Here is a 22,429-nt window from a genome sequence, read left to right as displayed (position 1 = left end):
ACCAGCACCATCACCGTCCGCAACCGACCGCAGAAGCAATCGGCAGACACCTGATGGAGCGTCAATTCCTTCCGTGGGATGACAAGGCGTACGCCGCCTCACACGAACCCGTCTCCTCGCAATCGAACGTCGAGGTAACGCTCCGCGACGGCTCCCCAAGATCTGTGCCAGAACCGAGTAGCGACGTCGTTTTGACACGGCGTTGGGAGTCGCATGCTCTCGCGAATAGGCGGTGTTCACGAGAACGGGAGGCCCCGGCATCTGCCTTGGCGGCGCTCGTTGGGGTGATCAACATCCCCGCCCCGTGACGGACAACCCCTGACACCTCGTTGAAACGATCATGCGAACCTTCACGACAGCGGCCCTGGCCGCCGCAGGGGCCGTCCTCGCCCTGGCCTCCGTCTCGCCCGTTCCCGCCACCGCGCTCGCCGCCCCGGCGGTCATCAGTGTTGAGGGCACCTGCCACGACGCGCAGGGCAGCTGGCCCTGCACCGTCGACATCGACATCCAGACGAGCAAGAAGCAGTACGGGCGCGCCACGATGGAAGGCGAGGCGTACCTCAACTGCACGCGCAACCGCCTCGACCACAACCGACCGGTGCACATCGCGACCCCTGGCCGAGCCGACTTCGCCACCGGTGACGGTGGCGGCGCCGTGCGCCGGCCTGCGTCCTTCACTTGGACCAAAGACACGTACGAGGACTTCCCCGAGCGCATCGAGCCAGGGGAGGTGTCCTGGGTCGAGGCGCAGCGTGCCACCGAGTCGGGCAACGCCAAGTTCACCGTCCGCGACGAGAAGGGCCACGAGCAGACCCTCGCCGGAACCTTCGACGGTCCCGCAACCGGACTGTCCGACCGCCTGTTCCAGCGCACCGGCCCGATGACCGCTGGCGAGCAGCAGCGCTGCAGGTCTGACCGGCCCACGGCCCAGGCCCCGCGGGGAGCGGACGCCCGATAGGGCAGGCTCGACGGATCCCTGTAGCCCCTCCACCAGCGTGGTGGAGGGGCTACCATCCCGAGCTGAAAGGGCGGCCAGGGCCGGCTTGCCCGCCTCTGCCCCGGAAGGGCCAGGGCAGGCTGGCAGGCGCAGGCACGCTGTCGAAACTCGTGCACATTCCGCCCCGGACCCTGCAGCCCAGTCCCTCCCGAACCGGTGCCAAAGTGCTGCTCCTTCCAGTGGGCAGAGCCAGGTGCGGGCTAGCCCTGAGACCACCGGGGCTGCACGTCCAGTCCACGGCGCCCGCGCAGGTTGCACAGCAGACACCGCCCCCACCTGAGCGGCCGCCCCTTCGGGATGCGTGCTGCACCCAGTGCTCGATGCGTGCTCCATACCCGTCAGGGGCGTCAGCGTCTCCGCCGCCGCCCGCAACGCGCTCTGCACCTCCACCACCGTCCCCGGCGTATCTGGGCTCATCTCGAAGGCCACGTCGTTGATGTAGGCGAGCTGAGCCTGGAACCGCCCCCAGCACCGTGTCAGGTCGTCGGATGCCTTCCGTCATCAATCGTCCGCTCCGCCGTTACCGCTGCCGAGGTCGAGCTCTTCCAGAGCCATGCTGATCCGGTACAGGCCCCCAACGACGCTGGGACGCTCCCCGTGCGGACCAAGCCCGTCAGGCGCGGCCAGTTGCCGGGCCGGATACCGTCGGGCATCCAGCAGGGTGGTGACCAGGCGATAGTCGTCGATCTCACCGCCAGCACTCCGGCCTTCGAGTCGGTAGGCCAGGACACGAACCACAACCGGCCCATCGCGGGCCGGGCCGCTGCTTGCCCAGATGTGTGAGAGCCACGAGCCGTCGCGCAACTGCTTGGTGACGGGCAGGACGCGGTTGGCGGGCATAGCCGGGCAACGCGGCCAGGAACATGCTCTCCAGCACCCGGTTCAGGCCCTCCACCGTGCCCTTGAGATGGGGGTTGCAGGCGGGCAGGTCCTCCACCGTCATGTCCAGGAGATCGAACGCTGAGGTCACCGTCCGGGACAGGAAGTCCTTACCTCGGTCGACCCGCAACAGGCCGCCGATTGGGCCGCAGGGGTCCTCGCGCAGGACCGCGGAGCGCAGCGCCGCGAGCACCGACTCCCGCGACGGATCCCCCGGCGTGAGCGCCACACCGGTGATCGCGTTCGTCGCGCATTCGGTGTGTCCGGTGAACCAGGTGATCCACGGCCTGCGAGCCTGGCCGTCAACGTCGACCAGCACCGCCGCTTGGACGTGGTCGGTCTCCCACACCTGATTACGCCAGCACCACGTCGGCAGGATGTCGGCCGTCCGGCGAGGCCGTCGGTGATCCGTAGGCGATGTGTCGAGGGCAGCTGGAACCGTGGGTGTCGAGCTGTCCTGCAGGGCAGTCGCAGTCGCCCTCAACAGAAAGGGAGCCTCGCCGCCATGTCGTCCACCTCCTCCACCCCGCCCTGGGATGTTCAACAACTGCCGCGTGCCCATGACAGCGTCTTCCTGGTCACCGGAGGCAACGCCGGCATCGGGTACTTCGTCGCGGAGCAGTTGTCCGCAACCGGAGCCACTGTCGTACTGGGCAGCCGGAATCCCGCAAAGGCTGAAGTCGCCACGGCCTCGATCCGCTCGCGTGTCCCTGACGCGCGAGTGCGGGCCGTACGGCTGGACCTCGCCGACCTCTCATCGCTCAGCACAGCGGTGGAATCACTGGATACGCAATACCTCGACGCGGTGGTCCACAACGCCGGCGTCGCGCTCGACGCCCCGCCACGCCGGGTGACTGGGGACGGTCACGAGCTCATGTTCGGCACGAACCACCTCGGGCACTTCGCGCTGACCCACTGGCTGATGCCGCTCCTCTCGGCCGCACCGGCGGCCCGCATCGTGACCATGGGCAGCATCGCGGCGAAGTCCGAGCGGCTCGACCTCGGCGACCTGCAGTCCCGGAAGAACTACCGCCCCAAACGCACCTACGGACGCTCCAAGCTGGCACAGATGTACTTCGGCCTCGAACTCGACCGCCGCCTGCGCGCCGTCAACAGCACGGTGGCAAGCGTGGTGGTCCATCCCGGTGGCGCGCTGGACTCCCTGACCCCGTCACGGCCGCCCGTCCATGTGCGGACCGCTGGTGCGCGGCTCTGCGGTGCACCAGCGGCCCTTCTTGTCCAGGGCAAGCACGCCGGCGCATGGCCCGCGGTCCGAGCGGTGCTGGACCCCACTGTGCGCGGAGGGCAGTTGTGGGGACCGCGTGCCTTCAGCCTGCGCGGCAAGCCTCAACGTCAACGAGCGTGGAACCACCTCACCGACACCTCCATAGCGGCGCGGTTGTGGGAAGCCAGCCGTGACCTGACCGGCATCGACCTCGTCACCATCCCCGGACAACCTCAGACGCGCTAGGGTGCCTTACCCCTGGCCATTTCGCTCTTCGAACAGGCCCCCGCCGACGTGGTGATGCGCCGAGGACCTCCTCCCCGGTCCTCAAGTATCCCGGCTGATCGTGATCTTCGAATGGGGTCGGCTGCTACCAAGTCGACCTACCATGGCCGCCGTTCACCAGCAGAGAGGGAAATGTCGCAGCATGGCATCCCTCAGACCGGAGAGCACAGCCCACGATCTCGGTGGCGTAGGAGGTGATGCTGCCGATCCCCTTGGATACCTCGGCGGCGGCCTGCGCGGCGGCGACCGCTGCGGCCGGCTCCCCCGCAACCAGGTCGAGGTCGGGCTTCGGGCGGATCAGCGCGATGACCGTCTCGTTCACCGTCATGGGGTGAGAGGCACCGGAGCGGGCCCGCGCTCTTGGGCATGCCGCCCATTTCCTCCGGCTCGCGGTCCAGGTCGATCGCGGCGGCGGCCAGTCCGTCCTTGGTGAACAGCCGGACCTCTTCACCGCCCCGGGTCCGGCCGCCGTCGACGGCCAGGCCATGCCTGCGCAGGTCGTTCGCCGCACCACGGTGGGAGGCGGTGCGTGCTTCCTTCCGCAGGGCCGCCGCCTTCTTCAGGGTGTGCCGGTAGAAAGGTGTGGAGAGGCCAGCCCCTGTATCTGGTCGGCGGTCGCGACCTTGAGCACCCCCAGCACGTCGCCGCGCAGGCCGTTCGACGATCCCGCCTCGTTCGCCTTGCGCTTGCCCGCCATCAGACCCGCCCTCCCATCGATCGCGTCCGGCCCCCGGCCGCGGAGGGATCCGGCCCACCGAACCCGATGATCTCCTCCACCACCGACAACCAACTCAAGTACAAGGGGAGAGAAGAGGGTTGCGACAATCCGGTACGGCCCCTGGAAAGCAGTGGTGACCAGCGGAAACGCACTGTCCACGGGCGTCGGGCAGGGAAGTGGCTTCGCCAGTGAGAACGGAAGCGCCAGCGGCAGGAGCTCACCGAGGCTTGCCCACCGCTGCGCGCAGTACGCGAGCGACACGGGCCGGGCGGCGGGGTCGGTGCGGGTGCGGGCACGGGGTCCTCGTTCCTCCCGGCCGGGCCGGGATAGGGCGGCTGTTCGTCCGTCCCGCGCGCACCTAACGCGCGCGGGACGGGCGCCACCCTGCGCGATCACCCCTTGACCGCGGTCTGCTCAACCCGGCCCGTGGTGCCCATTTTTGCCCCTTGACCACCCCTTGAACGCAGGGTTCGTCCGTGGCCGATGCCACACCGCCCAGGGCCTGTTCAGCGGGCGGGGCGGGTGCTGGACGGCGATGGCCGCGCACCACGCGCACCACGCCACAGTCGGGCGACGCACCGGTGCGCATCAGAAGCTGCGTCAGATCCTCTTTTCGCAGGTCACGGGGGCGTGAAGGGTGGTAGTGATCCCGCTTGCCGTTCGGTTGGGCGTCGATGGGCGCCGTTCCGAACGGCGGCCACCGACCTAAGTGCGGTGGCGAGGGAGCCCATCTCTGTCTTGAGACAACGATGTTGGGCTCCCTCGTCGGATGCGCGCAGCCGATCCCTTGGGGTCGGTCACCGGGCGGGGTCTACGACCTCACTGGAGATCAGCCGATGCCGGTGACCTGGAGTGCGGTGGTCCAGTTGTTTTTGATGGCGCTGCGGGCAGCGGAGAGGGTGATGGTGCCGTTGCAGACGGCGTTCTTCAGCTTGGTCTCGGTGCCGTCCTTGGTGTAGGCGGTCTTCGTGCCGTAGTGCGGCTCGGGCCACAGGTTGCCGGGGTCGCGGGGCGCACCGCCGAGCTCCAGCGGCACGAGGTGGTCTTCCTCGTAGTCCGACATGTTGGTGTCGGAGTACCCGTAGTCGATGATGCCCTGCGCCTTGAGGGGGTTGGTGTAGGACGTGGACGGCCGGACGGTGGCAGTCCAGCCGGACACGCAGATGGTGCTGTGGATGTTCGACTGGGTGACGTCGGGGTTGTACGAGCCGGGCGTACAGGACGAGTCGGGCAGCGGCAGGTACGACTGGGAACAGGTGGATGCGTGCGCGGTGCCGCTCACCGCGATGATGAGGCCGGCGGCGGCCATGCCGAGAGCAGTGGTGGTCGCGGTGAAGCGGCGCAGAGGTCGCATATGGGGTCTCCCGAATTTGGCCCGGAGGCGAGGTTCCGGGCGGCTGACGGAATGACAGCACCGCCCGGGTCTATGCGGGTAGACGTGGACGGTGAACTTCTCGTGACCTGCACCTTTTCCATACCAGGCCATGGGCGAGCCTTGCCCAAATACCAAGTTTCGCTTGGGAGTTGCGTCGAGGAATGTGTAGCGGGCGAAGGGCTTTCCGAGCACCTCGCCGGCACTCTGCCCCGGATCGGGGCAGCGACGAAACTCCCGTGCGGCGCCCACGAGTTCGCTGTGAGGCGGCGCAGCTCTGCGCCGTCAACTGCCGCCTGGGTGTACAAGGACTGTTGCCGGTGTGCGGTTCAGTCGAGGCCGAGGGCGCTGAGTGCCGTGGTCCAGTCGGTGACTATGGCCTTCTGCGCGGCCTCGAGCGAGACCTTCCCGGCGCAGACCGCGGTGCGCAGCTTCGTCTCCACCGGGTCCTTGCGGTTGTTGACCCCGCTACCCGACTTGTGGCCAGGGTCCGGCGGCTCCACCCACAGATTGCGGGCGCCGTTCGGATCGCCCCCGAGCTGCAGGCTGATCAGGTGGTCGTACTCGGCCCTTGTAGCCGTAGGAGGCGGCGTTGAGCACCTTCTCCTTGCCGGTGACGGAGGTGGACGGCCGGATGTCGGAGGTGTAACCGCCCTTGCGGCAAATCGTGGACCTCAGGTTCGCCTGGAGGACGGCCAGGGAGATTGCGCCGGGCGTGCATTCCGGATCTTCCAGCGGCTCGCCCTTCTCGTACCGGTAGTGGCAGCTGCCCGCAGGCGGCTGCTGCTGGACGGTGTACGACTTCTGCGGGCCGGTCCCCACGCCGACGAGGCGTGGCTGGTGGGCTTCCGCTTCCGGGCGGCCACAGGCGCACTCGTCCGGCACTACTACCTCATTTCCCAGGCCGCTGATGGCGAACATGCCAGGAAGCAGGCAGCCCGGCGCGCGCGCAGCATGACCGAGTTTCGGGATCGGTCCTTTACTCGAGTTGACCGGAGTTGGGCAGAGGTCCGCCGCCTTCAGTCCAGCAGCATCGGGGAGTGGTACCTCTCCGAGCGGGACTGAGGCAGGCGGTGGGCGTCGTGGAAGCTTCGGATGCCATTGCGAGTGATACCTCTTCCAGAGGATTTCGGAGTGTCCGGCTGGGCGACCGTGCCCATGGCGACGGCGCACGAGGCCCTTGGCGTGGCCGTCGACGACTACATCGATGTGTTCGCCTCGCTGCGGCAGGCCGGGGTGGAAGTCGTGGGCCAGAATCTGGGCGGCCTGCTGGGCCTGTACGTGGACGCGTCGGTGGGCGGCGGCATCGGACGTCTACCGGCTGGCACGCTGGCTGGGCACTCCGTACGCCCGGCAGCCCGCACTCCTGCGCGAGTTGTACATGGGTTCGGCTCCCGCGCAGATGACGAGGGGATCCGCATTTACCACCGTGCCGTCGTCCAGTTCCACCGAGGCGGGATTGCTGACCGGTGCATCGACGTCGGCTATACGGGCGTTGACATGGAACCGCACGCCTTGGTCCTCGTGGAACGAGCGGAGCGCCGTGGCAGTCGTCGAGGTCACCGACCTGGCGACGGCGGACTGGAACATGCCGGTCGCCTTGCCGCGGTCGGCGGCCGGGAACCAGTACGTGATGGAGAGGATCACGCCGGGGAAGAAGCCGGCCTCGGCGGCGCTGAGCAGGAAGCGCAGCGCGTAGAAGCTGGTGGGGCTGTTGACGAGGCCGACCTGCTGCGACTGCCGGCAGCCGACCTGCGCACGCTTCACCCAGGGCAGCGCGGAGACGAACCCGATGCGCTAGCCCGGGACGGGGCCGAGGACCCGGCGTACGGATCCTCGTGCGCAACATGCTTTCCTATCTCGCCGCAGCCCTCCCCTCCCCCACCAGCTCGCAAGCGAGACTGCTCGCCTTGCAGTGCGCACTGCGCGCCGACGACCTCGGCCGCGCCGAACTCTCGTCCGGCTTCCTGCGAGGCATGTGTCTGCTCGGCGAGGGCATGTGGTGGCGCGAGCTGGAAGAGGCCCACTGGTTGTACCGCCCGGCCCCCACATCAGTGCACGGGGCCACAGCGCAACTGCTGGATGCAACCCTGCTCAGTGCCAGACAGGGACGCCGAAGCCGCGCCCGCGCCGCTGACTGGGCCCTGCGCACGGCAAGCGCACCCGCCCTACACAACCGGGACTTCGACCTGCAGCTGACTGTGATAGTGCTGGCCGCGCACGCCTCCCCCGGCGCAGCCCGCGCTGCTGCGGACGCCGGGCAGGTAGCCCGCAGCTGCGGGCTGACGGGCCACCAGCTGATCACAGCACTCACGCAACTCGCCACGGTCGGCGTACTCACTGCCTGGACACTCGACACCACGATGGACGACCTGGCCCGGCAGACGGTCAGACGATGAACCGCGGGGCCGCACACCAAAACACTCAGCAGGATCCGCGGACGCGGATGCGCTGCTTCGGTGGCAGCACCGCAGAAGGAGGTACACACCAGGTGCGCCACGCGGGCCTGGCCGGCCCGGCCCCGCGCCTACCGTGAACGGGTGCGCAGCGGCACAGAAGGGACCGGGACGTGTGTATCCCGGCCCGTTCTGTACGTTGCCTCGTCCCGCCCGCGTGTCTCACCCATGTCGCGGCGCAGCGCGAGAAATCCGGAGAGCAGCAGCGCCCCGAGTACCGCGCCGGACGCGGCGGGCCAGCCGCCCACCGTGATCAGGGGTGCTGCGAGCGCGGAGCCGGCCACACCTGCAAGGAAGTAGAGAAGCAGGTAGACGCCGCTGAGGCTGCCGCCTCGGTGTGGGTCGATGGCGAGGATGCGGGCCTGGTTGGCGGCCTGTGCGGTGAAGCAGCCTGCGTCGACGAGGGCCAGGCCCGCCGCGGTGACGGCAGGGTGGTCAAGGCCGGTGCAGAGCAGGGCGGCGCCGGCGGCGGCCGTGCTCATGCTGGTGCAGATCACGGCACGTGCCCCGAAGCGGTCGCCGAGGCGTCCGGCGACCGGTAGCGCGGCGAAGCCCAGGGCGCCGGCCAGGCTGTAGAGGCCGATGGCGGCGGCGTCGAGACCGTATGGCGGCTGGGCGAGCCGCACGGTGAGGGCGACCCAGACGAGGCTGAAGGCGAAGTACCAGAGGCTGCCGGCCGCCACGGCGTGGCGCAGGGCACGGTAGCGGCGCAGGAGGCCGGGTAGTGCGGTGAGAGTGGCGAGATAGCTGTGCGTGGGGGCGGGCCGGTGGTCCGGCAGGCGCAGCCACGCGCCGGCGGCGCACACGAGCACGAGCCCGGCGAAGGCGAGCAGCATGCCGCGCCAGCCGAGCGCATGCGCGAGCGCCCCGCCGACGAGTCGGCTCAGCAGGATCCCGGCGGACATCCCTGCGGCGACCAGCGCGACGGCTGTCCCGCGCCGCTCCTGCGGCACTGTTCGCCCGGCGATCGTCGAGGACTGTGCGCTGACGCTCGCGCCCGCCCCGATGATCACGTACGCGGCGAGCAGCAGCCACAGCCCCCGAGCGGCCGCGGCCAGGAGCAGGCCGCTCGCGAGCATCGCGAGCTGGCCCGTGACGAGGCGTCGGGGCGCCGCGCGGTCGGCGAGCGGAAGCAGAAACGCGAAGCCCGCGATGCATCCCACCAGCGCAGCCGTCGTGACGAGGCCGATGGCGGCCGCCGACGTGCCGGTGTCACGGGCGACGTCACCGAGCGCGGGCTGAATCGCGTAGTTGTTGGCCAGAGCGATGCCCGCCGTGCAGGCGAGCAGGGGGACGGGGCCACGGGGCGGGCCGCTCACGGCGCATCCCCACGCACCAGGACGACCGCGTAACGGCATTTGTCGCTGGTGGAGTTGATGAAGACGCAGGGTGAGGGAGGGCCCAGCTCGACGGTGTCGCCGGCGTCCAGCTCGTGCACCGACTCGCCCTCACGGAAGGTGAGATGACCTTCGAGCACCCAGATGAGCTGCCGGTGGAACGCGAACGCGGCTGCGGGGTAGGGGACTTCGGCCCCTGCGGGCAGCAGGATCTCCGCCATCTCGGCCGGGAATCCGGGCCCCGAGATCTGCCGTCGCGCGTAGCCGGTGCCCGGGTCGAGCCATTGGGGCGCCTCGTCGGCGCGCCGCACCCTCCCCGCTCCCGTCTCCGGGTCGAGCAGGGTGGCGACGCTCAGCTGGAACGCCGCTGACAGCTTGCCCAGGACCACTGCGGTCGGGTTGCTCTCGCCGCGCTCGATCCGGTTGATCATCGCCCGCGAGACCCCCGATTCCTGCGCCAGCTCGACGAGCGTCCAGCGGCGCCGGTCCCGCTCCGCGCGGATGCGTGCGCCGATGCGCTCCACCAGGGGGTCTACGATATTAGACATGCATCCACTATACGAGAATGACGTGCGGGCGGTGACGGTCCGCCCTGCACTGCCCAGCGACCTGGACACCGTCCTGGCTATCCGCAACCACGCCATCGAGCACGGCACGGCACTGTGGACAGACACGCCGCAGTCCCGCGACGAAGGAGCGGCCTGGCTCGGCGCGCACCTGGAGCGCAGTTCGGCGTACGTGGCCGAGCGGGGCGGAGCAGTCGTGGGATTCGGCGTCTACGGCCCCTGGAAGGACTACTCCGGCTTCCGGCACACCATCGAGAACTCGGTGTACGTCACCGAGGGCCACCACGGCCACGGCATCGGCTCCGCGCTCCTGGGCACACTGGTCACCTCCGCCACGACAGCGGGCCTGCACGTCATGATCGCGGGTATCGAGGCGGGGAACACGCCGTCCGTCCGCCTCCACGAGCGCCACGGTTTCAAGCACGCCGGCACGGTGCGCGAGGTGGGCACGAAGTTCGGCCGCTGGCTCGATCTCACGCTGATGCGCCTGCAACTGAACTGACCGCATCCCGTCTGGTCGCACGTTGATACGCCTCGTGGGCATTCTCGAGGTCCGGTGGGAGTCTGCCATGGGCAGGATTGCGGCCTTCCCCTCATCGCGGGCCTCTCCCGTCACACCCCAACAGTGCTCCGAGAGGGGACCCGGATCAACGACTTCGTCAAGCGCCTGCCCTACTCCACGAAGGACGCCTGGGACAGGGCCCGCGACAAGGCCATCGCCCTCGGGCAGGGCCGTAGTGGTAGCCGGATATGTGGGTGCGCTCCAGCACCAGGGGCAGGACGCCCGGCAGCTACGACGCCGCGGGCCGCGTAGTGGAGACGGTAGGTCCCGACGGCGCGCTGTCCTCGCCCCTGGCCCCCGGGCGTCTCGACGTCGAGGGCCGTGACCCGGTAGCCGCCGGAGGAACGCCTCGCAGCGCTCTGGCCGCACTGCGACGCTCCAGGTAGACGAGGCCTCCGACCAGCGCAGACCCTGCACCCGCCATAACGGTCTGCACGAGAACGACATGCGCCTTCGTCACTCATGTCAGTACCGGATCGGCACCGCACGTCAGTGCCAACCACCAGGTCACCTGGCTTGTGCCACTGACACCTAAATGACGATCTCCGACCTCCTGCAGACCATCAGTGCCGCATCAGGCAACGTTCGCCCTGCCGATGGCTACTCTGACGACGTGGCCGATGAAAAGGACAGTGGGAGCGGCTCGATCCGACGCCCCTCGTGGGACCACCCGGTAGTGGCCACCGTCGCGCTGGAACTGGGCGGCCTTGCCGTCTCCGGGTTGATCGCTCTGGTGGGATGGCCGTTCGGGTGGCTGCCCGACACTGATGTCGTCCTCTTCGTGACGGGCTTCATCGCGATCGGGCCTGCGGCTGAGTTGTACAGCGGGGCGGGCCCGCCGCGTCGGCTTGCTGTTGTCGCCGCTCTCCTTGCGCTGGCAGCGGTGAGACTGCTCGTGACTGCAGCAGTGAACTGGGCCTTTCCTGCGCTGGCTGATCCGGGCCTCGGTATCCTCGTCGGCTACCTTGTTGCGTTGCCCATCGGCGTGGCTGTGTTGGCTTGGTTCCTCACCAGGGCGAACGCTGCCTGATGCGGCACTAGAAGAGGTTGGCCGAGGTGCCCTGCGTGAGGTTCTCGAGGATCGTGCGCAGCCACGGGCTGCGCACGGCTGGTAGCCGGACCAGGGTGTGCTGAAACGTTCCCCGGTCGGCCTGGAACAGGGAGTTGGGGAGCAGCGGGAGCGGGTCGTCGCGAAGGACGTCTTGGGGTATGCGGCCCGACGCGGGAACTGGCAAGTACGGCTGGGGCGAGACCAGCCACAGCCACACCCCCAGCGGCAGAGGCACCAGGTATGCCGACGCAGTCGGGTCGGCAGGGGTCCAGGTCCGACCCGTCTGGGGATGGACCGGCACGAGGAGAATGTCGACGCCCGCGTCAGGGGAGGGCAGTCCCGGTCCCGCCAGGACGGCGCGCCGCTTTGGGGGACCTGCGGGCAGCAGGGCGTCGAGCGGGCGTTGGAACATGTCGGCGGTCAGAGCGCCCGGGACCCTCAGCGGCTGCCCTTGGGAGGCCGCAAGCAGGTGGGCGAGGGCATGGCCGGCTGCCGCCTCCCACTGCGGGCTCCACGACCAGCGGTGGTTCGACTCCAGCTGTCCCCACCTGGCGATCGGCTCGAGCAGGGGCGTTTTCTCCCCCTCCTCTGTCAGCTCCGCCCAGGAGAGGGGCGCAGCGTGGATGCCGTCGATGGGGACACGGTGCACGGCGTTTGGGCTGAGCCGCACCGCCTGCCAGAGCGAGCAGTCGTCGACCCTGGTCGCCACGGGGAGGTCACATGCCTGGCAGGCCATGTTGGGCCCGTCGGCTCCGTCGAGACCACAGCAGGCACCGCCGCGCTTCTCCGGAATCAGCCGGGTTCCGCGGATGTCGCCGGGCGCGATGACACTCGCCCCGGGCGTGCTGTCGGACAGGGCGTAGACGGATGCGTAGATGCCGCGTGCTTCTGCCTCGCCCGGATCGATCTCGTCCCACATCCGCCACGGTCCTCCCCAGGGGTCCGGGTCCACGGCAAACGTCCCTGACTGCATGAGCACCGGAAGCTGGATCCCGTTCCCGTACACCTGACGGGCATGGACTGGCAGTGCGACCTGGGACAGCGGGGTGGTCAACTCGGCACCGCAACCCGCACACACGAAAACGAACAAATGTCCTCCGCCTGGGAAACAGGCGCATCGTCTCAGCTCGCCGGCGGCCCGGCCAACAGGATTTCTCATCCGCTGCGGGAACGGCGCCTGCCACCGGCGTGGAGTATCAACGCAGTGCGGGCAAGTGCCAGCCGCTGCCTCTGACTGCGGCGAGCGGCTCACTCGGTGTTCGAATTCCCGGGGTGCTGTGGCGTCTCCCGAAGTGGTGGACATCTGTTGCCGATTCTCGTGAACGAACCCTCCGGGCCGATCACTTGCCGAGCTGCTGATCCAGGCGAAGGAGTCTCCTGTGACACCGGTGGGCGGTGCAGGTTCTTGCTCGAGCAGGGTGACCGGGACGCCCCGACGTGCCAGGTGGTAGGCCACTGAGGAACTGACGATTCCTGCCCGCGACAGCAACGGCGGCTGGCATGAGGTCTTTTCGGCAGGGAAGCGATCGTTGCGGCTGTGGCTGCATCTTTCCTGGTCGAGGCGGCGCAGTGGCTGATCAGCGTTGCGAAGGTGCCCGCGGGGCTGCCCGACGTCGTCGAGGCGGCCTGGGAAGGACGCTTCGCCCGTCCTCTCCTGCAGGTGGAGCTACGCCGTCTTGCAGGGCGTGCAGAACGGCTGTCGGTCAGAGGTCGAGGACGGCGCGTAGGGCCTGGTCGACGCGGGCCATGGTGGCGGCCTCGACGGTGCCGCGGTGGGTCGCCTCGGCGAGGTGGACGGTGCGCAGTTGCTGGAGGTTCACGGCGACGGCGGTACAGGGGATCGGGGTGTCGATGACGACGGACATCGCGGTGTCGGGGTAGCGGCCGGCGGGGTCCAGAACGAGTCCGAGGACCGCCCCGTACGCCTCGTCGAGGCCGGACAGGGAGACCACCAGGACGTGACGGTCATCGGGCAGGGTCCAGAGGTCCCCGCGCTTGATCTCTCGGGTCACAGACTGTCGCCCTCGCCCGCCAGGTCCTGGGCGAGGCCGAGGGCTGCGAGCTGGTGGCCGGCGTCCAGGGTTGCGGCGCGGCGGGCGGCCCGCACGATGTAGGCGGCGCACCAACAAGGAAGGGCGCCGATCGAAGTCGATGCGAAATCCTCAACAACACCCCGATACGGAAACAGAAAAGGCCCGGCAATGGCCTACCTCTTAGGATGCACTTTCGGCATGATCCGGATCTCCGCATTCCCCGGCGCCATTATAGGAAGCGGCGGAGTCATTCACTCCGAATGGGCGCGCGGAGGCAGGAGTTGAAAAACTGCTCCCTGCGGACGTGCGACAGCGGTCGGCACTGGCGGTCTGTCGCGAGGTGGGTCTCGGTGGCCAAACTTCCGCGGAAGCGGCCCAGTTCGACCACGCGGAACCTGGCACCGCGGCGCCAGGCGCGTGCGGCGGCGTATTTCGCACGCTGCCCGAGGCCGAAAATGCTCTGCCTTGACATGCCGATCGATGCAAGAATCCGTCCGTCGGCAGATGTTGATCAATTCAGCCTTTAAAGCTAGGAGATTTCATGTCCGCACGCTCATTTCTCCGTCTCGGCGCCCTGGCTGCTGCCACGCTGGGTGTGGTCGGTGCCGTGGCGACCCCCGCAGCTGCCGACTACAACTACGGCAAGGTTTTGGACGGTGGAAACTACATCGGGACGGTTTACTGGAACCGTGACCCGTGGAACTCCACTCCGGGCGACTCAATGCAGATGTGCGACACCTACAAAGACGGCTTTGGTCTCGAAGCACGCCTGATCGTCAACGGTGCGGTCGATCGTGTCGCCACTACCGCTGGCCACAACTCCCCCTACTGCAGCCCGTGGAAGTCCGGCGACCTGCCCGAGGGGCACTGGTACACAGTGAAGGTGTACAAGGTCAAAGGTGGTGTCTACACCTACCTAGATGACTACCTCTTCATGAGCTGAGGTCAAGCCGTATGTCTTCTACGGCACCCAGCACCTGAGCGCGTCAGGCCCTACGGCGGCAGGGGTGTTCTCACTCCCGCACGGCATCAACGACGGTGACGCCGTCGTACTCATGCAGCATGTCGGGCAACAGGGCCGCACAGAACCGGGTCCGTCCGGCGATCTACGTCGGGATAAGGACGGTAAGCCATTCCGCTTCACGTGGCCGATATCCGTAACGATCCCACAGCCCCGACACGATCGCCGGGACGTGGCCGGCTCCGTAGACGATGGCCACCCGGATCGGCTCGTCGCTGCGCTCCGCGTGGATCTCGCCGAGCGCGTCGAGCAACCGCTGGTCGCGCCGACCAGTCATCGCGTGCTCCACAGGACCGTCGGCCATCATCTCCGCCCGCAGCGTCGACGGCAGATCCTCGACCACCAGGTCTTCATCGAGGAAGGCGCGCGGACCGCGCAGCGCGAACACCAGGCCCATAACAGGAGCCGCGATCATGAGCAGCAAGTACATCCACCGCGGCAGTGACTTCAGGTCCGCGATCGCCTCCGCCGCGGTCACATCCGGGTTGATAACCTGCACGGCCTCGGGAAGCAGCAACTCTTCGCGCTGCTCCTGCAGGCCGTTGCGCCGCCAACGTGGGGCGAACCGGTAAGCAAGCGTGAGTGCACTCACTCCGACCGAATTCCCTCGGATTCCCTCGATGACTATGAGGTCGCATTCCCTGAGCCTGATGCGGACCTGGGAGTAGAACGTCGGCGAAGCCACATGCAGCATCGGGAAGATCACGAATTCAAGTGGCGTCCCTGTCCGTCTCATGGTGATCACAGCAGATCGGACGGCATACCCGGTCACCTCGATGATCTGCATGATTCCCCCGCGAACCTCGCCCGGCTTACCTTCCACCCATACCAGGACACGAGCCCACCCAGGGCCGTGGTTCCCTCCCGGCGCAACCCGTCGGCGGACTGCGCAGACACTCCCCCGACACCACCCGGCCGCCAACCACCCTCGGCATCACGTGATCAAACCGGCCACAACGCGAAAACGACGCAGCCCTGGGCAGCTGACGGAGAGTCGATGTTCCAACCGTGCTGTATTCCCCGCTGCCGGGGCATCAGCCCCGGACGTGGTTCCGACGACGAGCGGGCGGCATGGTGCGACCGGCCGCAGCTGTGCCATCTTGAATGCCTGTTCTTGACGGTCCGTCATAGGGGTGGTGGATGGGTTCGTTGGAAGTGCCGTCGGGGGGACGTCACGTGCGAGACGTCGTCCGTGATGTTGTCGTGCAGGTGGCGCCGGACGAGATCGTCCTTGTGGAGGGATTGCTGCTGCTCGACGACGCATCGGTCGTACGACGACTGTCGGGGCGCGACAGGCAGGAGCCGCTGGGGTTCGGTCTGGCCGAGGCGGCCGCGCTGGTCACGCCCGTGGTGTGGCTGGTGCTGAACCAGGTCGCGTCGACGCTCGCCGGTGCGGCCGCAGAGGGCGCCGTACGGCGGTCGGGCCGCTGGCTCAAGCGGGTGGTAGGCCGGCCTCTGCCTCCGGCCGTCCTGCCGCCACTGGACCGGGACCAGCTGGCGGAGATCCATCGGCATGTCCTCGATGCGGCCGTCCAGCGAGGTGCTGCCGTCGAACGCGCGCAAGAGCTCGCGGACGCCGTTGTTGCCGCGCTGGTGCTGGCGGAGCCGGACCCGTCCCCGCCCGACGCGCCGGAGGAGGACGATCCGACCGTCGGCTCCCTGCCGTGAAAACCGCCGTTCCCCAACCCGGCATCGACGAAAGGGCGTTGGGGCCCGGTACGGGTGCGCGCTTCGCCGTGCTGGTCGTTGTGATGCTGGTCGCCACCGGTGCGATGGCCCTGACGGTCGTGTCGGCCCTGCACGCCGCCGACGGAACCGGCTGTCTGCTCGCCGCCGGGATGGACCCGGACCGGGCCGGCACGGCAGGCGAGACACTGCGCCTGTTCGCCCAGTGGATCCCCTTCTGGGCTTGCATGGACCGGTCCGTGCCCATCCCGCCCTGGTGGCAGATCGCCCTCGTGCCGGGGTTGCTCGCGGTCACGGCTGCGCTGATCTTCCTGCTCCTTCCCGTATGGAAGGTGCGACGCCACCGCCTGGTCGACCTGCGCACCGTCGATTCCGACGGCACCGTCCTTCGGCTGGTCGAGGAAGCGGCCGCGGCATCAGGGTTGGCCGGTGTCCCGCGAGTCGTCGTCGACCGGGCCACGCCGACGGCCGGAGCCGTGGTCTTCGGCCGTACCAGCCGACCGGTCGTCAGCCTGCACGGCGGTCTGATCGCCTGCCGAAGCACCGATCCCGGACACCTTCGCACCGTGCTGCTGCACGAGTTCGCCCACATCTCCAACCGTGACGTCACCGTCACCTACGCCACCGTCGCCCTGTGGCGGGCCTTCGCAACCCTCGTCCTGCTCCCCTACCAGGTGTGGGCGGTGTTTCAGGTCGGCGGCTTCGGAGCACCGGCCTGGCTCGAGCTGTCGCCGTTTCAGATCCGCACGCTCGTGCTGCCCCTGGTCCTGGCGGCCCTCGTCCACCTGGCGCGGTCCGACGTGCTGCGGGTCCGGGAGATCCATGCCGACCTCACGGCCGCCCGCAGCTGCGCGGACGTGCACCGTGCCGTCGCCGCGGCTTCGGCACCCAGGGGCCTTCGTGGCGCCGCCAACTCGCTGAAGGTGCTGTGGAGTACACATCCTGCGGCGCAGGTCCGCCGTTCCGCCCTGACCGATCCGGCACCGGTCTTCGGGCTGCACGCGTTGCCGGCCCTGCTCACGGGCGCGAGTGCGGTGCTGATCCACGGCCATCTTCTGGGCTACCTCGGCACGTACCGCCGGCTCAGCCCCTGGATTTTCCAGGGCACGGCGCTGCTCCCCGCTGTGCTGGTGTGCGGGGTGATCGGAACGGCGCTGTGGCGGTCGGTGGCCTACGCGGTGGTGACGGGCAGGCCGGCCCCGACCGGAGTGCGCACCGGCCTGTGGCTGGGGGCGGGGCTCGGAGCGGGAGCTCTCGTGGCCGGTTTCGGCTCCGGAGTGTCGCAGTGGTGGATCGGCGGACTGGTCGGGCTACTGCTGGTCGTGGCCTCCGGTGTCGCCTTCACCGTGTGGCTCACCCTGTGTGCCCGCCTGTGGGCCGGCACGTGGCGCGGAAGATCCCTGCGGCCCGCTCTCACCCTGTGCCTGGCCGCCGCCCTGGTCGTCTCGACAGTCTGGTTCGCCTGGCTGACGACCCAAGGGCTCTACGGGGTGTTCTGGCAGATGGTCACGCCCGGTTCGCGCCGGCTGATCCAGCAGGCGAGCGGCACCGGCGTGGGGCAGTCCACCGTCTCGGCCGTTGCGGCGGTGCTCCCCGCGCTCCTGGGCTCGATGAGGTGGCCCCTGTTCACCGCTGCGGCCGCCGCCGCCTGGATCGTTCCGGCCCTGGCCCTCGCCCTCGGGCCGCCCGGCGGTCATGCTCCCCGCTGGGTGGTCCGCGCCCGACTCGCCGGCACTGACCGGCCCTGCGGCCGGGAGGCTCCTCCTGCGCTACGCCGGGCCCTGGCGCCCGGGTTGCTCGGCGGTGCAGTGAGCTGGCTCGCAGTCGCCGGTGCTCTCGCGTACCTGCACACCGGGCGGGGATGGCAGGCGGGCGCCGGCGGGAGTGGAGGACTGCGCCTCGAGGTCTGGGTGTTCCTGGCGTCGGCCGGGGCGGTGGCCGTCGCGGCGCTGGCGGCGATCGGCGGCCGGCACCCTCTCGTCCCCCTCGTCGCGGCCCAGACCGCGGCCACGGTCGGCCTCGCCGGCACAAGCCTGCTCACTTCCGTCGACGGCTGCATCACACCGCTGAGCGTCCGCACCAGCACCTGCGGCTGGCACCCCGTGTGGCAAGCCTTCTCCGCCTTCGACGTGTTCGCCTTCGTCAACGCCGTCCTCATGTTCGCATTCCTCGCCGCGGCGGCGGCTGTACTCCTGCAGCAGGTGGCGAGGAAGGCCCGCCGCAGCAATGGGGCCGGGGACGGGCAGCCGTCCGCCGCGCGGCCGGCCGCCCGCTGGTCCGCAGTGGCCCTGCCCGCGGCGCTGGTGCTCGTCCTGGCCGTCGCGGAGCCCCTGGCCCTGGCCACCTACCAGGCCGCCGTCCCAAACTACGCGGCTGGTCAGCGCAACTTCCAGCACCTTCTCGCCGACCCGCCGACGGCATCCGCAGCCACGAGAGCCAAGCAGGTCCGCGCCTGGTACCGCCATGGCGGCCAGTACCTCCTGACCAACGCTGTCCGCTCCACCGGCCAACTGCATGCCCTCAACGTCTCGCCGGACGACGATCCGGTGGCGCGTGCCGCTGTGCTGGCCCAAATCCGCACGCTCTGCACGGACATTGCGTCACTCGGCTCGTGGGAGGACGGCTACTACTTCCGCGTCCCCGACCCCCAGGCCCAGTCCGACTGGCACGAGTTCGGCACCGGTGCCCGTGACGGCAGCCGCAAGTGCCTGGCAGCCGTGGACCGGCGGCCCTTCGACGTCGACGCCTTTCTCGGTCTCGCGACCGCCAGGTACGACCTGGACGTCGCCGGATCCTACGCCGCCAGCACCGACCGCGCCGTCACCAACATCCTGACGGAGGCGGGCTACCGGATCCACTGAACCCCCGGCTCAGGACCCGCGCCGCAGGGCGTGCCCGACCAGAGCCCAGGAACACATCAACGAGGTCATGGAGGACCGCGCCGTGACAGGACGGTTCGTGGTCCGACTCAAGGGCGATGACCCGTACCTGTTCGGTTGTGGCTTCGAGGAAGTGTCCGCCTGCGCCAAGGCGGGCGTGCCGGTGACCGTCGTGCCGGGAGTGAGCAGTGCGCCGGCTGCACCGGCGCTCGCCGGAATTCCGGTAGCCCAAAAGGGCATGGCCCAGGAAGTGACCATCGTGTCCGGGCACGTACCCCCCGATCACGCCGGCGGCCTCGTCGACCGGTCCGCTCTCGGCCGGCTCAAGGGCACGCTGGTGATCCTCATGGACGTCACGCACGTGGCCAAGAGCAGCGAGTTGCTGATACGAGCGGGCCGGGACGCGGCAACACCGGTACTCGCCGTCCAGGACACGGCCACCCGATTCCAACGCGTACTGCGGTCCACCCTGACCGACCTCGCCCAGGACTGCGCTACTCACCGCGTCGTGCCGCCCGCCGTGTTCGTCATCGGCCCGACGGCAGGCTGGAGTTACCCCGGGCAGCTGCCACGGCCGAAGCCACACACACACGCGCGTGTCCTGAGCCCAGATCCGACCGTGAGCCGCGAGACACCCTCTGCGGATGAAGGAGCGGCGGCCGCGCCGGTTCGACGACGTCGCCCTGGTCCTGGTCGTGCTCACCCATGCCCCCATCGTCCTGCGCACCGGCAGACCAGGCCAGGGCATACGCACGCATCCGGCGTGAGGTCAGCGGTCGGTGGCCTTGGGGTGGCCGGTGCAGGCGCGGTCGATCCAGACCGTGCGGCGCTCGACGTCGAGCAGGTACCAGACGCGACCGCCGGCGGTGACCTCGATCTGCCGGCGGTCCATCGTCTCGCCGCGGTGCTCGCCGCGGGCCAGCTCACCCTTGAGCCGATGATGATGGCGCTCGGTGCGGGCAGCCGGGGCCGGGGCGGTCCGCATCAAGTGCCAGGCGGCGCGGGTGTTGCCCACGGCCTGGGCACCCAACTGCTCCCATCCCTTGGCGGCCTCGCCGCCTGCGAAGCGGATGCCCCACTCGTCGGGGCCCGGCGGCGAGGCGGCGCGGTCTTGGCGCTTTGGGCTCACGCGGCACTTCCGGGCTCGGTCACCGGTCCGTAGTCCTCGCCTGGCTTTGCTCACGGGTAGCGACAGCAGTTGTTCACGGGTTCGGGCTCTGGCTCACTTTCCGTGGAGGGCTGACTGAGTGTGATGTCAGTGGGTTGTGGTGGGATGGCCCGACTCTGCTGCCGTGACCTGCTGGGAGTCCGCCTTGATGTCCGTGTACTCGTCTCTGACCCATGCCCTGGCCGAGGCCCTAGTCGACGTCCTGTGGTTCATCGAGGGCAGTGAAGACGAGCAGATGGATCCGGACGACGCCGTCAAGGTCCTGGAGGGTGTCGCTCACCTGGTCAGCAAGCTGTCGAAAGGCCAGCGGAGCGAATTGATCGACCTGCTCGGGGCGATGGCCGAGGCCGAGTCCGACCCCGCTCGGCGGGAGTTCCTGGAAGGGTTCCCGGAAGGCTTCGGGCTCCATGACGACGCGGTCTGACCTGCGCTTCACGAGTAGAGCAGGACGCGCTTGCGGAGGAGATGAAAGCCGGCCCGGCCGAACATCTGGCGTTTGAGCATCTTGATCCGGTTGACGTGGCCTTCAACGACGCCGGAGCTCCAGGGCAGGGTGAGGCCGGCGATGACTGCATCGCGGTCACGGTCGATGCCTGCGGCGAGCGTGTGGAGGCTGGGGAGGTCGTCCCGCCGGACGGCGTCGAGCCACTGCGGCAGCCGTTCGCCCTGGCGCTCGGTGAGCATCTGGCCGAATGAGCGAACGTGGCCGGTGAGGGCGTCCAGTTCAGGGCAGTGGACCAGAACGGCTTTGAGCCGAAGGCGCTCGGTCTCGGTGAGGGTCTCGGGCCGGCGGAGGATCCATCCGGCGACGACGCGGGGTGACGGTGGCCGAGCTGTGACGGGGCCCGGCGAGAGCCGCTTCTCCCGGAAGTAGGCACGAACCCGCTGGTAGCTGCCCTGATAGCCGAGCGGCGCGATCTCCTCCCACACCCTCCAGGCGTTCGTGCAGCCTTGGTTCCAGCGGTCATCCAGGTAGGGCTTGAAGGCGTCGAGTTTGGATGGCCGGCCCTGCCACTGTCCGTGGAACAGGTCCTCCGGGGTGGCTGCGTCGGCGAAGAGCTTGACGGGTCCGGGAGGTCATACGAAGTTGGCGGCCGATCGCTCTCCGGCTGAGCCCGGCTGCTAGTAATTCGTGGACCGTCGCGTGGTGGGCACGGGTGCGGTCAGCGAAGCGGTGTCCCCTTGGCCAGGGCGAGCCGGAGAGGTCCTCCGACTTCTCCGGTTCGGGGGCAGGCTGCGCTGGATCTGGCACCAGGACCTGCAGACATCCGCGGTGGTCTGCGACGCACCGCTCGGCGGCCTCGCTCAGGTTGTGCCAAAGATGCCACCTGTCCGCGACCTGCACTGCCTGCGGGGCCCCGGCCGTGGCACCTTCGGCGAAGAACGGTGCCCGATCGCGGCAGACCACCTCCACCCCGGGCCGTTTCGCGAGCCAAGCTGCGAGGCTGGATGCCTCCCGGTCGGGCAGCAGGTCCAGTGGACGCCGGCTTTCGACGTCGACCAGGACAGTCCCGTAGTGACGCCCTTTGCGGGTCGCGTACTCATCGACGCCGACCACCCTCGGGGCTGGAACTTCGGGGTCGGGTAACGCTTCGACCAGCCGCAGCACCGTGCTGCGGCTCACGGACACGCCGAAGACGCGCGCCAGGCGGGCACCTGCCCGACCGGCGAGCGCGAGGCCGACCGCAGCCAGTGTCGACCGCAGGCGTTCGGTCCGTCGGCCGTACCGACGGGTCAACCCTGGCAGCTGTTCGGCGAGGGTCCGCCTTCCGCACGAGCTGACCGGGCAGAGGAACCTGCGGACGCGCAAGCAGAGAGCGACCCGTCTGCCTCCGCTGGGCACATCAGCGGGAAACCGCAGGTAGGAGCTGTGAATCCGCCGTGACCAGCTCCCGCATCCGGGACAGAGGGCCCCAGCCGCTGTGCTTCGGGCCTCTATGCGTACCGCCTCGTCGTTCACGGCGACCGAGAGCACCGCCACGTCGGCGATCGACGGGAACAGCAACTCGTCCAGCCGGAGCACCACTTCTTCCACGGGCCGCACTGTCGGCCACACTGCGCCCGGTACGGGCCAATTCCAGGCAACTTACCCAAGGCCGACTCGCCCGAGACCCGTCACTCAGCGTGCATGCTCCACGGAAAATGAGCCAGAACCCGAGCTTTGACAGCACTGCGGTTCTTGCCAGGGCAGCAG

At 69.0% G+C, this 22,429-nt stretch carries 22 protein-coding genes and 3 pseudogenes; 11 read left to right on the top strand and 14 right to left on the bottom strand.

Going from position 1 to position 22,429, the window contains the following annotated elements; genetic code table 11:
• Positions 1-340 precede the first annotated feature (340 nt).
• Entirely contained in the window at positions 341-958 is a 618-nt protein-coding gene (locus OG758_RS48115; protein WP_326715691.1) for a hypothetical protein, read from the top strand.
• A 540-nt stretch (positions 959-1,498) separates the two neighbouring features.
• Here OG758_RS48115 and OG758_RS48110 read toward each other — a convergent pair.
• Positions 1,499-1,837: a hypothetical protein gene (locus OG758_RS48110; RefSeq protein WP_326715690.1), complete on the bottom strand. Its 339-nt coding sequence runs from the start codon at positions 1,835-1,837 to the stop codon at positions 1,499-1,501.
• A 544-nt stretch (positions 1,838-2,381) separates the two neighbouring features.
• Here OG758_RS48110 and OG758_RS48105 point away from each other — a divergent pair.
• Positions 2,382-3,347 (top strand): SDR family NAD(P)-dependent oxidoreductase, encoded by a 966-nt coding sequence (locus OG758_RS48105; protein WP_326715689.1) that lies wholly within the window; start codon positions 2,382-2,384, stop codon positions 3,345-3,347.
• A 124-nt stretch (positions 3,348-3,471) separates the two neighbouring features.
• On the opposite strand, the gene OG758_RS48100 is transcribed toward OG758_RS48105, so the two are convergent.
• The 5 genes from OG758_RS48100 to OG758_RS48080 form a co-directional block, all read right to left on the bottom strand.
• Positions 3,472-3,714, bottom strand: coding sequence for a hypothetical protein (locus OG758_RS48100; protein ID WP_326715688.1), 243 nt, complete (start codon positions 3,712-3,714; stop codon positions 3,472-3,474).
• 231 nt (positions 3,715-3,945) lie between these two features.
• Positions 3,946-4,083 carry a hypothetical protein gene (locus tag OG758_RS48095; protein ID WP_326715687.1) on the bottom strand — a complete coding sequence of 46 codons (138 nt, stop codon included), beginning with the start codon at positions 4,081-4,083 and terminating at the stop codon, positions 3,946-3,948.
• An 850-nt stretch (positions 4,084-4,933) separates the two neighbouring features.
• Entirely contained in the window at positions 4,934-5,458 is a 525-nt protein-coding gene (locus tag OG758_RS48090; protein WP_326715686.1) for a hypothetical protein, read from the bottom strand.
• 347 nt (positions 5,459-5,805) lie between these two features.
• On the bottom strand, positions 5,806-5,979 hold the full coding sequence (locus tag OG758_RS49325; protein WP_442810402.1) for a hypothetical protein: 174 nt from the start codon (positions 5,977-5,979) through the stop codon (positions 5,806-5,808).
• An 811-nt stretch (positions 5,980-6,790) separates the two neighbouring features.
• Positions 6,791-7,243 carry an FAD-dependent oxidoreductase gene (locus OG758_RS48080; RefSeq protein ID WP_326715685.1) on the bottom strand — a complete coding sequence of 151 codons (453 nt, stop codon included), beginning with the start codon at positions 7,241-7,243 and terminating at the stop codon, positions 6,791-6,793.
• A gap of 71 nt (positions 7,244-7,314) precedes the next feature.
• On the opposite strand from OG758_RS48080, the gene OG758_RS48075 reads away from it, so the two are divergent.
• On the top strand, positions 7,315-7,875 hold the full coding sequence (locus tag OG758_RS48075; protein ID WP_326715684.1) for a hypothetical protein: 561 nt from the start codon (positions 7,315-7,317) through the stop codon (positions 7,873-7,875).
• Positions 7,876-8,003: 128 nt separating this feature from the next.
• On the opposite strand, the gene OG758_RS48070 is transcribed toward OG758_RS48075, so the two are convergent.
• Both OG758_RS48070 and OG758_RS48065 read right to left on the bottom strand, forming a co-directional pair.
• Positions 8,004-9,251: an MFS transporter gene (locus OG758_RS48070; protein ID WP_326715683.1), complete on the bottom strand. Its 1,248-nt coding sequence runs from the start codon at positions 9,249-9,251 to the stop codon at positions 8,004-8,006.
• Positions 9,248-9,817, bottom strand: a complete 570-nt coding sequence (locus tag OG758_RS48065; protein ID WP_326715682.1) for a helix-turn-helix domain-containing protein — start codon at positions 9,815-9,817, stop codon at positions 9,248-9,250. The genes OG758_RS48070 and OG758_RS48065 overlap by 4 nt, the downstream gene beginning before the upstream one ends.
• Between OG758_RS48065 and OG758_RS48060 the strand changes: the two genes are divergently transcribed.
• Both OG758_RS48060 and OG758_RS48055 read left to right on the top strand, forming a co-directional pair.
• Positions 9,816-10,337 (top strand): GNAT family N-acetyltransferase, encoded by a 522-nt coding sequence (locus tag OG758_RS48060; protein ID WP_326715681.1) that lies wholly within the window; start codon positions 9,816-9,818, stop codon positions 10,335-10,337. The genes OG758_RS48065 and OG758_RS48060 overlap by 2 nt on opposite strands.
• Before the next feature lie 595 nt (positions 10,338-10,932).
• Positions 10,933-11,427, top strand: coding sequence for a hypothetical protein (locus OG758_RS48055; protein ID WP_326715680.1), 495 nt, complete (start codon positions 10,933-10,935; stop codon positions 11,425-11,427).
• A 7-nt stretch (positions 11,428-11,434) separates the two neighbouring features.
• Here OG758_RS48055 and OG758_RS48050 read toward each other — a convergent pair whose 3' ends face one another.
• The 3 genes and pseudogenes from OG758_RS48050 to OG758_RS48040 all read right to left on the bottom strand — a co-directional run bounded on the left by OG758_RS48050 (position 11,435) and on the right by OG758_RS48040 (position 13,460).
• Positions 11,435-12,538 carry a hypothetical protein gene (locus OG758_RS48050; RefSeq protein WP_326716282.1) on the bottom strand — a complete coding sequence of 368 codons (1,104 nt, stop codon included), beginning with the start codon at positions 12,536-12,538 and terminating at the stop codon, positions 11,435-11,437.
• 249 nt (positions 12,539-12,787) lie between these two features.
• A pseudogene (locus OG758_RS48045) lies at positions 12,788-12,937 on the bottom strand (FAD-dependent oxidoreductase); the annotation flags it as partial.
• Between the two features lie 214 nt (positions 12,938-13,151).
• Positions 13,152-13,460, bottom strand: a complete 309-nt coding sequence (locus OG758_RS48040; protein ID WP_326715679.1) for a type II toxin-antitoxin system PemK/MazF family toxin — start codon at positions 13,458-13,460, stop codon at positions 13,152-13,154.
• Positions 13,461-14,022: 562 nt separating this feature from the next.
• On the opposite strand from OG758_RS48040, the gene OG758_RS48035 reads away from it, so the two are divergent.
• On the top strand, positions 14,023-14,424 hold the full coding sequence (locus OG758_RS48035) for a hypothetical protein (protein WP_326715678.1): 402 nt from the start codon (positions 14,023-14,025) through the stop codon (positions 14,422-14,424).
• Between the two features lie 163 nt (positions 14,425-14,587).
• Here OG758_RS48035 and OG758_RS48030 read toward each other — a convergent pair whose 3' ends face one another.
• Positions 14,588-15,289 carry a hypothetical protein gene (locus OG758_RS48030; RefSeq protein WP_326715677.1) on the bottom strand — a complete coding sequence of 234 codons (702 nt, stop codon included), beginning with the start codon at positions 15,287-15,289 and terminating at the stop codon, positions 14,588-14,590.
• Between the two features lie 389 nt (positions 15,290-15,678).
• Between OG758_RS48030 and OG758_RS48025 the strand changes: the two genes are divergently transcribed.
• From OG758_RS48025 to OG758_RS48015, 4 genes and pseudogenes are all read left to right on the top strand, one after another.
• Positions 15,679-16,170, top strand: coding sequence for a hypothetical protein (locus tag OG758_RS48025; RefSeq protein ID WP_326715676.1), 492 nt, complete (start codon positions 15,679-15,681; stop codon positions 16,168-16,170).
• The gene (locus OG758_RS48020) at positions 16,167-19,049 is read left to right on the top strand and encodes a M48 family metalloprotease (protein WP_326715675.1); all 2,883 of its coding nucleotides are present in this window, start codon (positions 16,167-16,169) and stop codon (positions 19,047-19,049) included. The genes OG758_RS48025 and OG758_RS48020 overlap by 4 nt, the downstream gene beginning before the upstream one ends.
• 31 nt (positions 19,050-19,080) lie before the next feature.
• Positions 19,081-19,539 (top strand): annotated as a pseudogene (locus OG758_RS49320) (uroporphyrinogen-III C-methyltransferase); the annotation flags it as partial.
• Between the two features lie 172 nt (positions 19,540-19,711).
• Positions 19,712-19,834, top strand: a complete 123-nt coding sequence (locus OG758_RS48015; protein ID WP_326715674.1) for a hypothetical protein — start codon at positions 19,712-19,714, stop codon at positions 19,832-19,834.
• 2 nt (positions 19,835-19,836) lie between these two features.
• Here the strand turns inward: OG758_RS48015 and OG758_RS48010 are convergent, their stop codons facing one another.
• A complete protein-coding gene (locus tag OG758_RS48010) occupies positions 19,837-20,196 on the bottom strand; it encodes a hypothetical protein (protein WP_326715673.1) in 360 nt (119 codons plus the stop codon).
• Between the two features lie 163 nt (positions 20,197-20,359).
• Between OG758_RS48010 and OG758_RS48005 the strand changes: the two genes are divergently transcribed.
• Positions 20,360-20,659: a hypothetical protein gene (locus OG758_RS48005; RefSeq protein WP_382060878.1), complete on the top strand. Its 300-nt coding sequence runs from the start codon at positions 20,360-20,362 to the stop codon at positions 20,657-20,659.
• Between the two features lie 8 nt (positions 20,660-20,667).
• On the opposite strand, the pseudogene OG758_RS49315 reads toward OG758_RS48005, so the two are convergent.
• Positions 20,668-22,270, bottom strand: a pseudogene (locus OG758_RS49315) (ISL3 family transposase).
• Positions 22,271-22,429 lie beyond the last annotated feature (159 nt).

The organism is Streptomyces sp. NBC_01474 (assembly GCF_035918215.1).
GTDB classification, from domain to species: domain Bacteria; phylum Actinomycetota; class Actinomycetes; order Streptomycetales; family Streptomycetaceae; genus Streptomyces; species Streptomyces aureus.
This window is presented reverse-complemented; position numbering and strand designations above follow the sequence as displayed.

Bases quoted from the DNA above. Each gene is read 5' to 3' on its own strand.
- OG758_RS48090 (WP_326715686.1), bottom strand. From the start codon at position 5,458: ATGCGACCTCTGCGCCGCTTCACCGCGACCACCACTGCTCTCGGCATG.
- OG758_RS48110 (WP_326715690.1), bottom strand. From the start codon at position 1,837: ATGCCCGCCAACCGCGTCCTGCCCGTCACCAAGCAGTTGCGCGACGGC.
- OG758_RS48055 (WP_326715680.1), top strand. From the start codon at position 10,933: ATGACGATCTCCGACCTCCTGCAGACCATCAGTGCCGCATCAGGCAAC.
- OG758_RS48035 (WP_326715678.1), top strand. From the start codon at position 14,023: ATGTCCGCACGCTCATTTCTCCGTCTCGGCGCCCTGGCTGCTGCCACG.
- OG758_RS48095 (WP_326715687.1), bottom strand. From the start codon at position 4,083: ATGGCGGGCAAGCGCAAGGCGAACGAGGCGGGATCGTCGAACGGCCTG.
- OG758_RS48100 (WP_326715688.1), bottom strand. From the start codon at position 3,714: ATGACGGTGAACGAGACGGTCATCGCGCTGATCCGCCCGAAGCCCGAC.
- OG758_RS48060 (WP_326715681.1), top strand. From the start codon at position 9,816: ATGCATCCACTATACGAGAATGACGTGCGGGCGGTGACGGTCCGCCCT.
- OG758_RS48115 (WP_326715691.1), top strand. From the start codon at position 341: ATGCGAACCTTCACGACAGCGGCCCTGGCCGCCGCAGGGGCCGTCCTC.
- OG758_RS48065 (WP_326715682.1), bottom strand. From the start codon at position 9,817: ATGTCTAATATCGTAGACCCCCTGGTGGAGCGCATCGGCGCACGCATC.
- OG758_RS48030 (WP_326715677.1), bottom strand. From the start codon at position 15,289: ATGCAGATCATCGAGGTGACCGGGTATGCCGTCCGATCTGCTGTGATC.
- OG758_RS48105 (WP_326715689.1), top strand. From the start codon at position 2,382: ATGTCGTCCACCTCCTCCACCCCGCCCTGGGATGTTCAACAACTGCCG.
- OG758_RS48015 (WP_326715674.1), top strand. From the start codon at position 19,712: ATGAAGGAGCGGCGGCCGCGCCGGTTCGACGACGTCGCCCTGGTCCTG.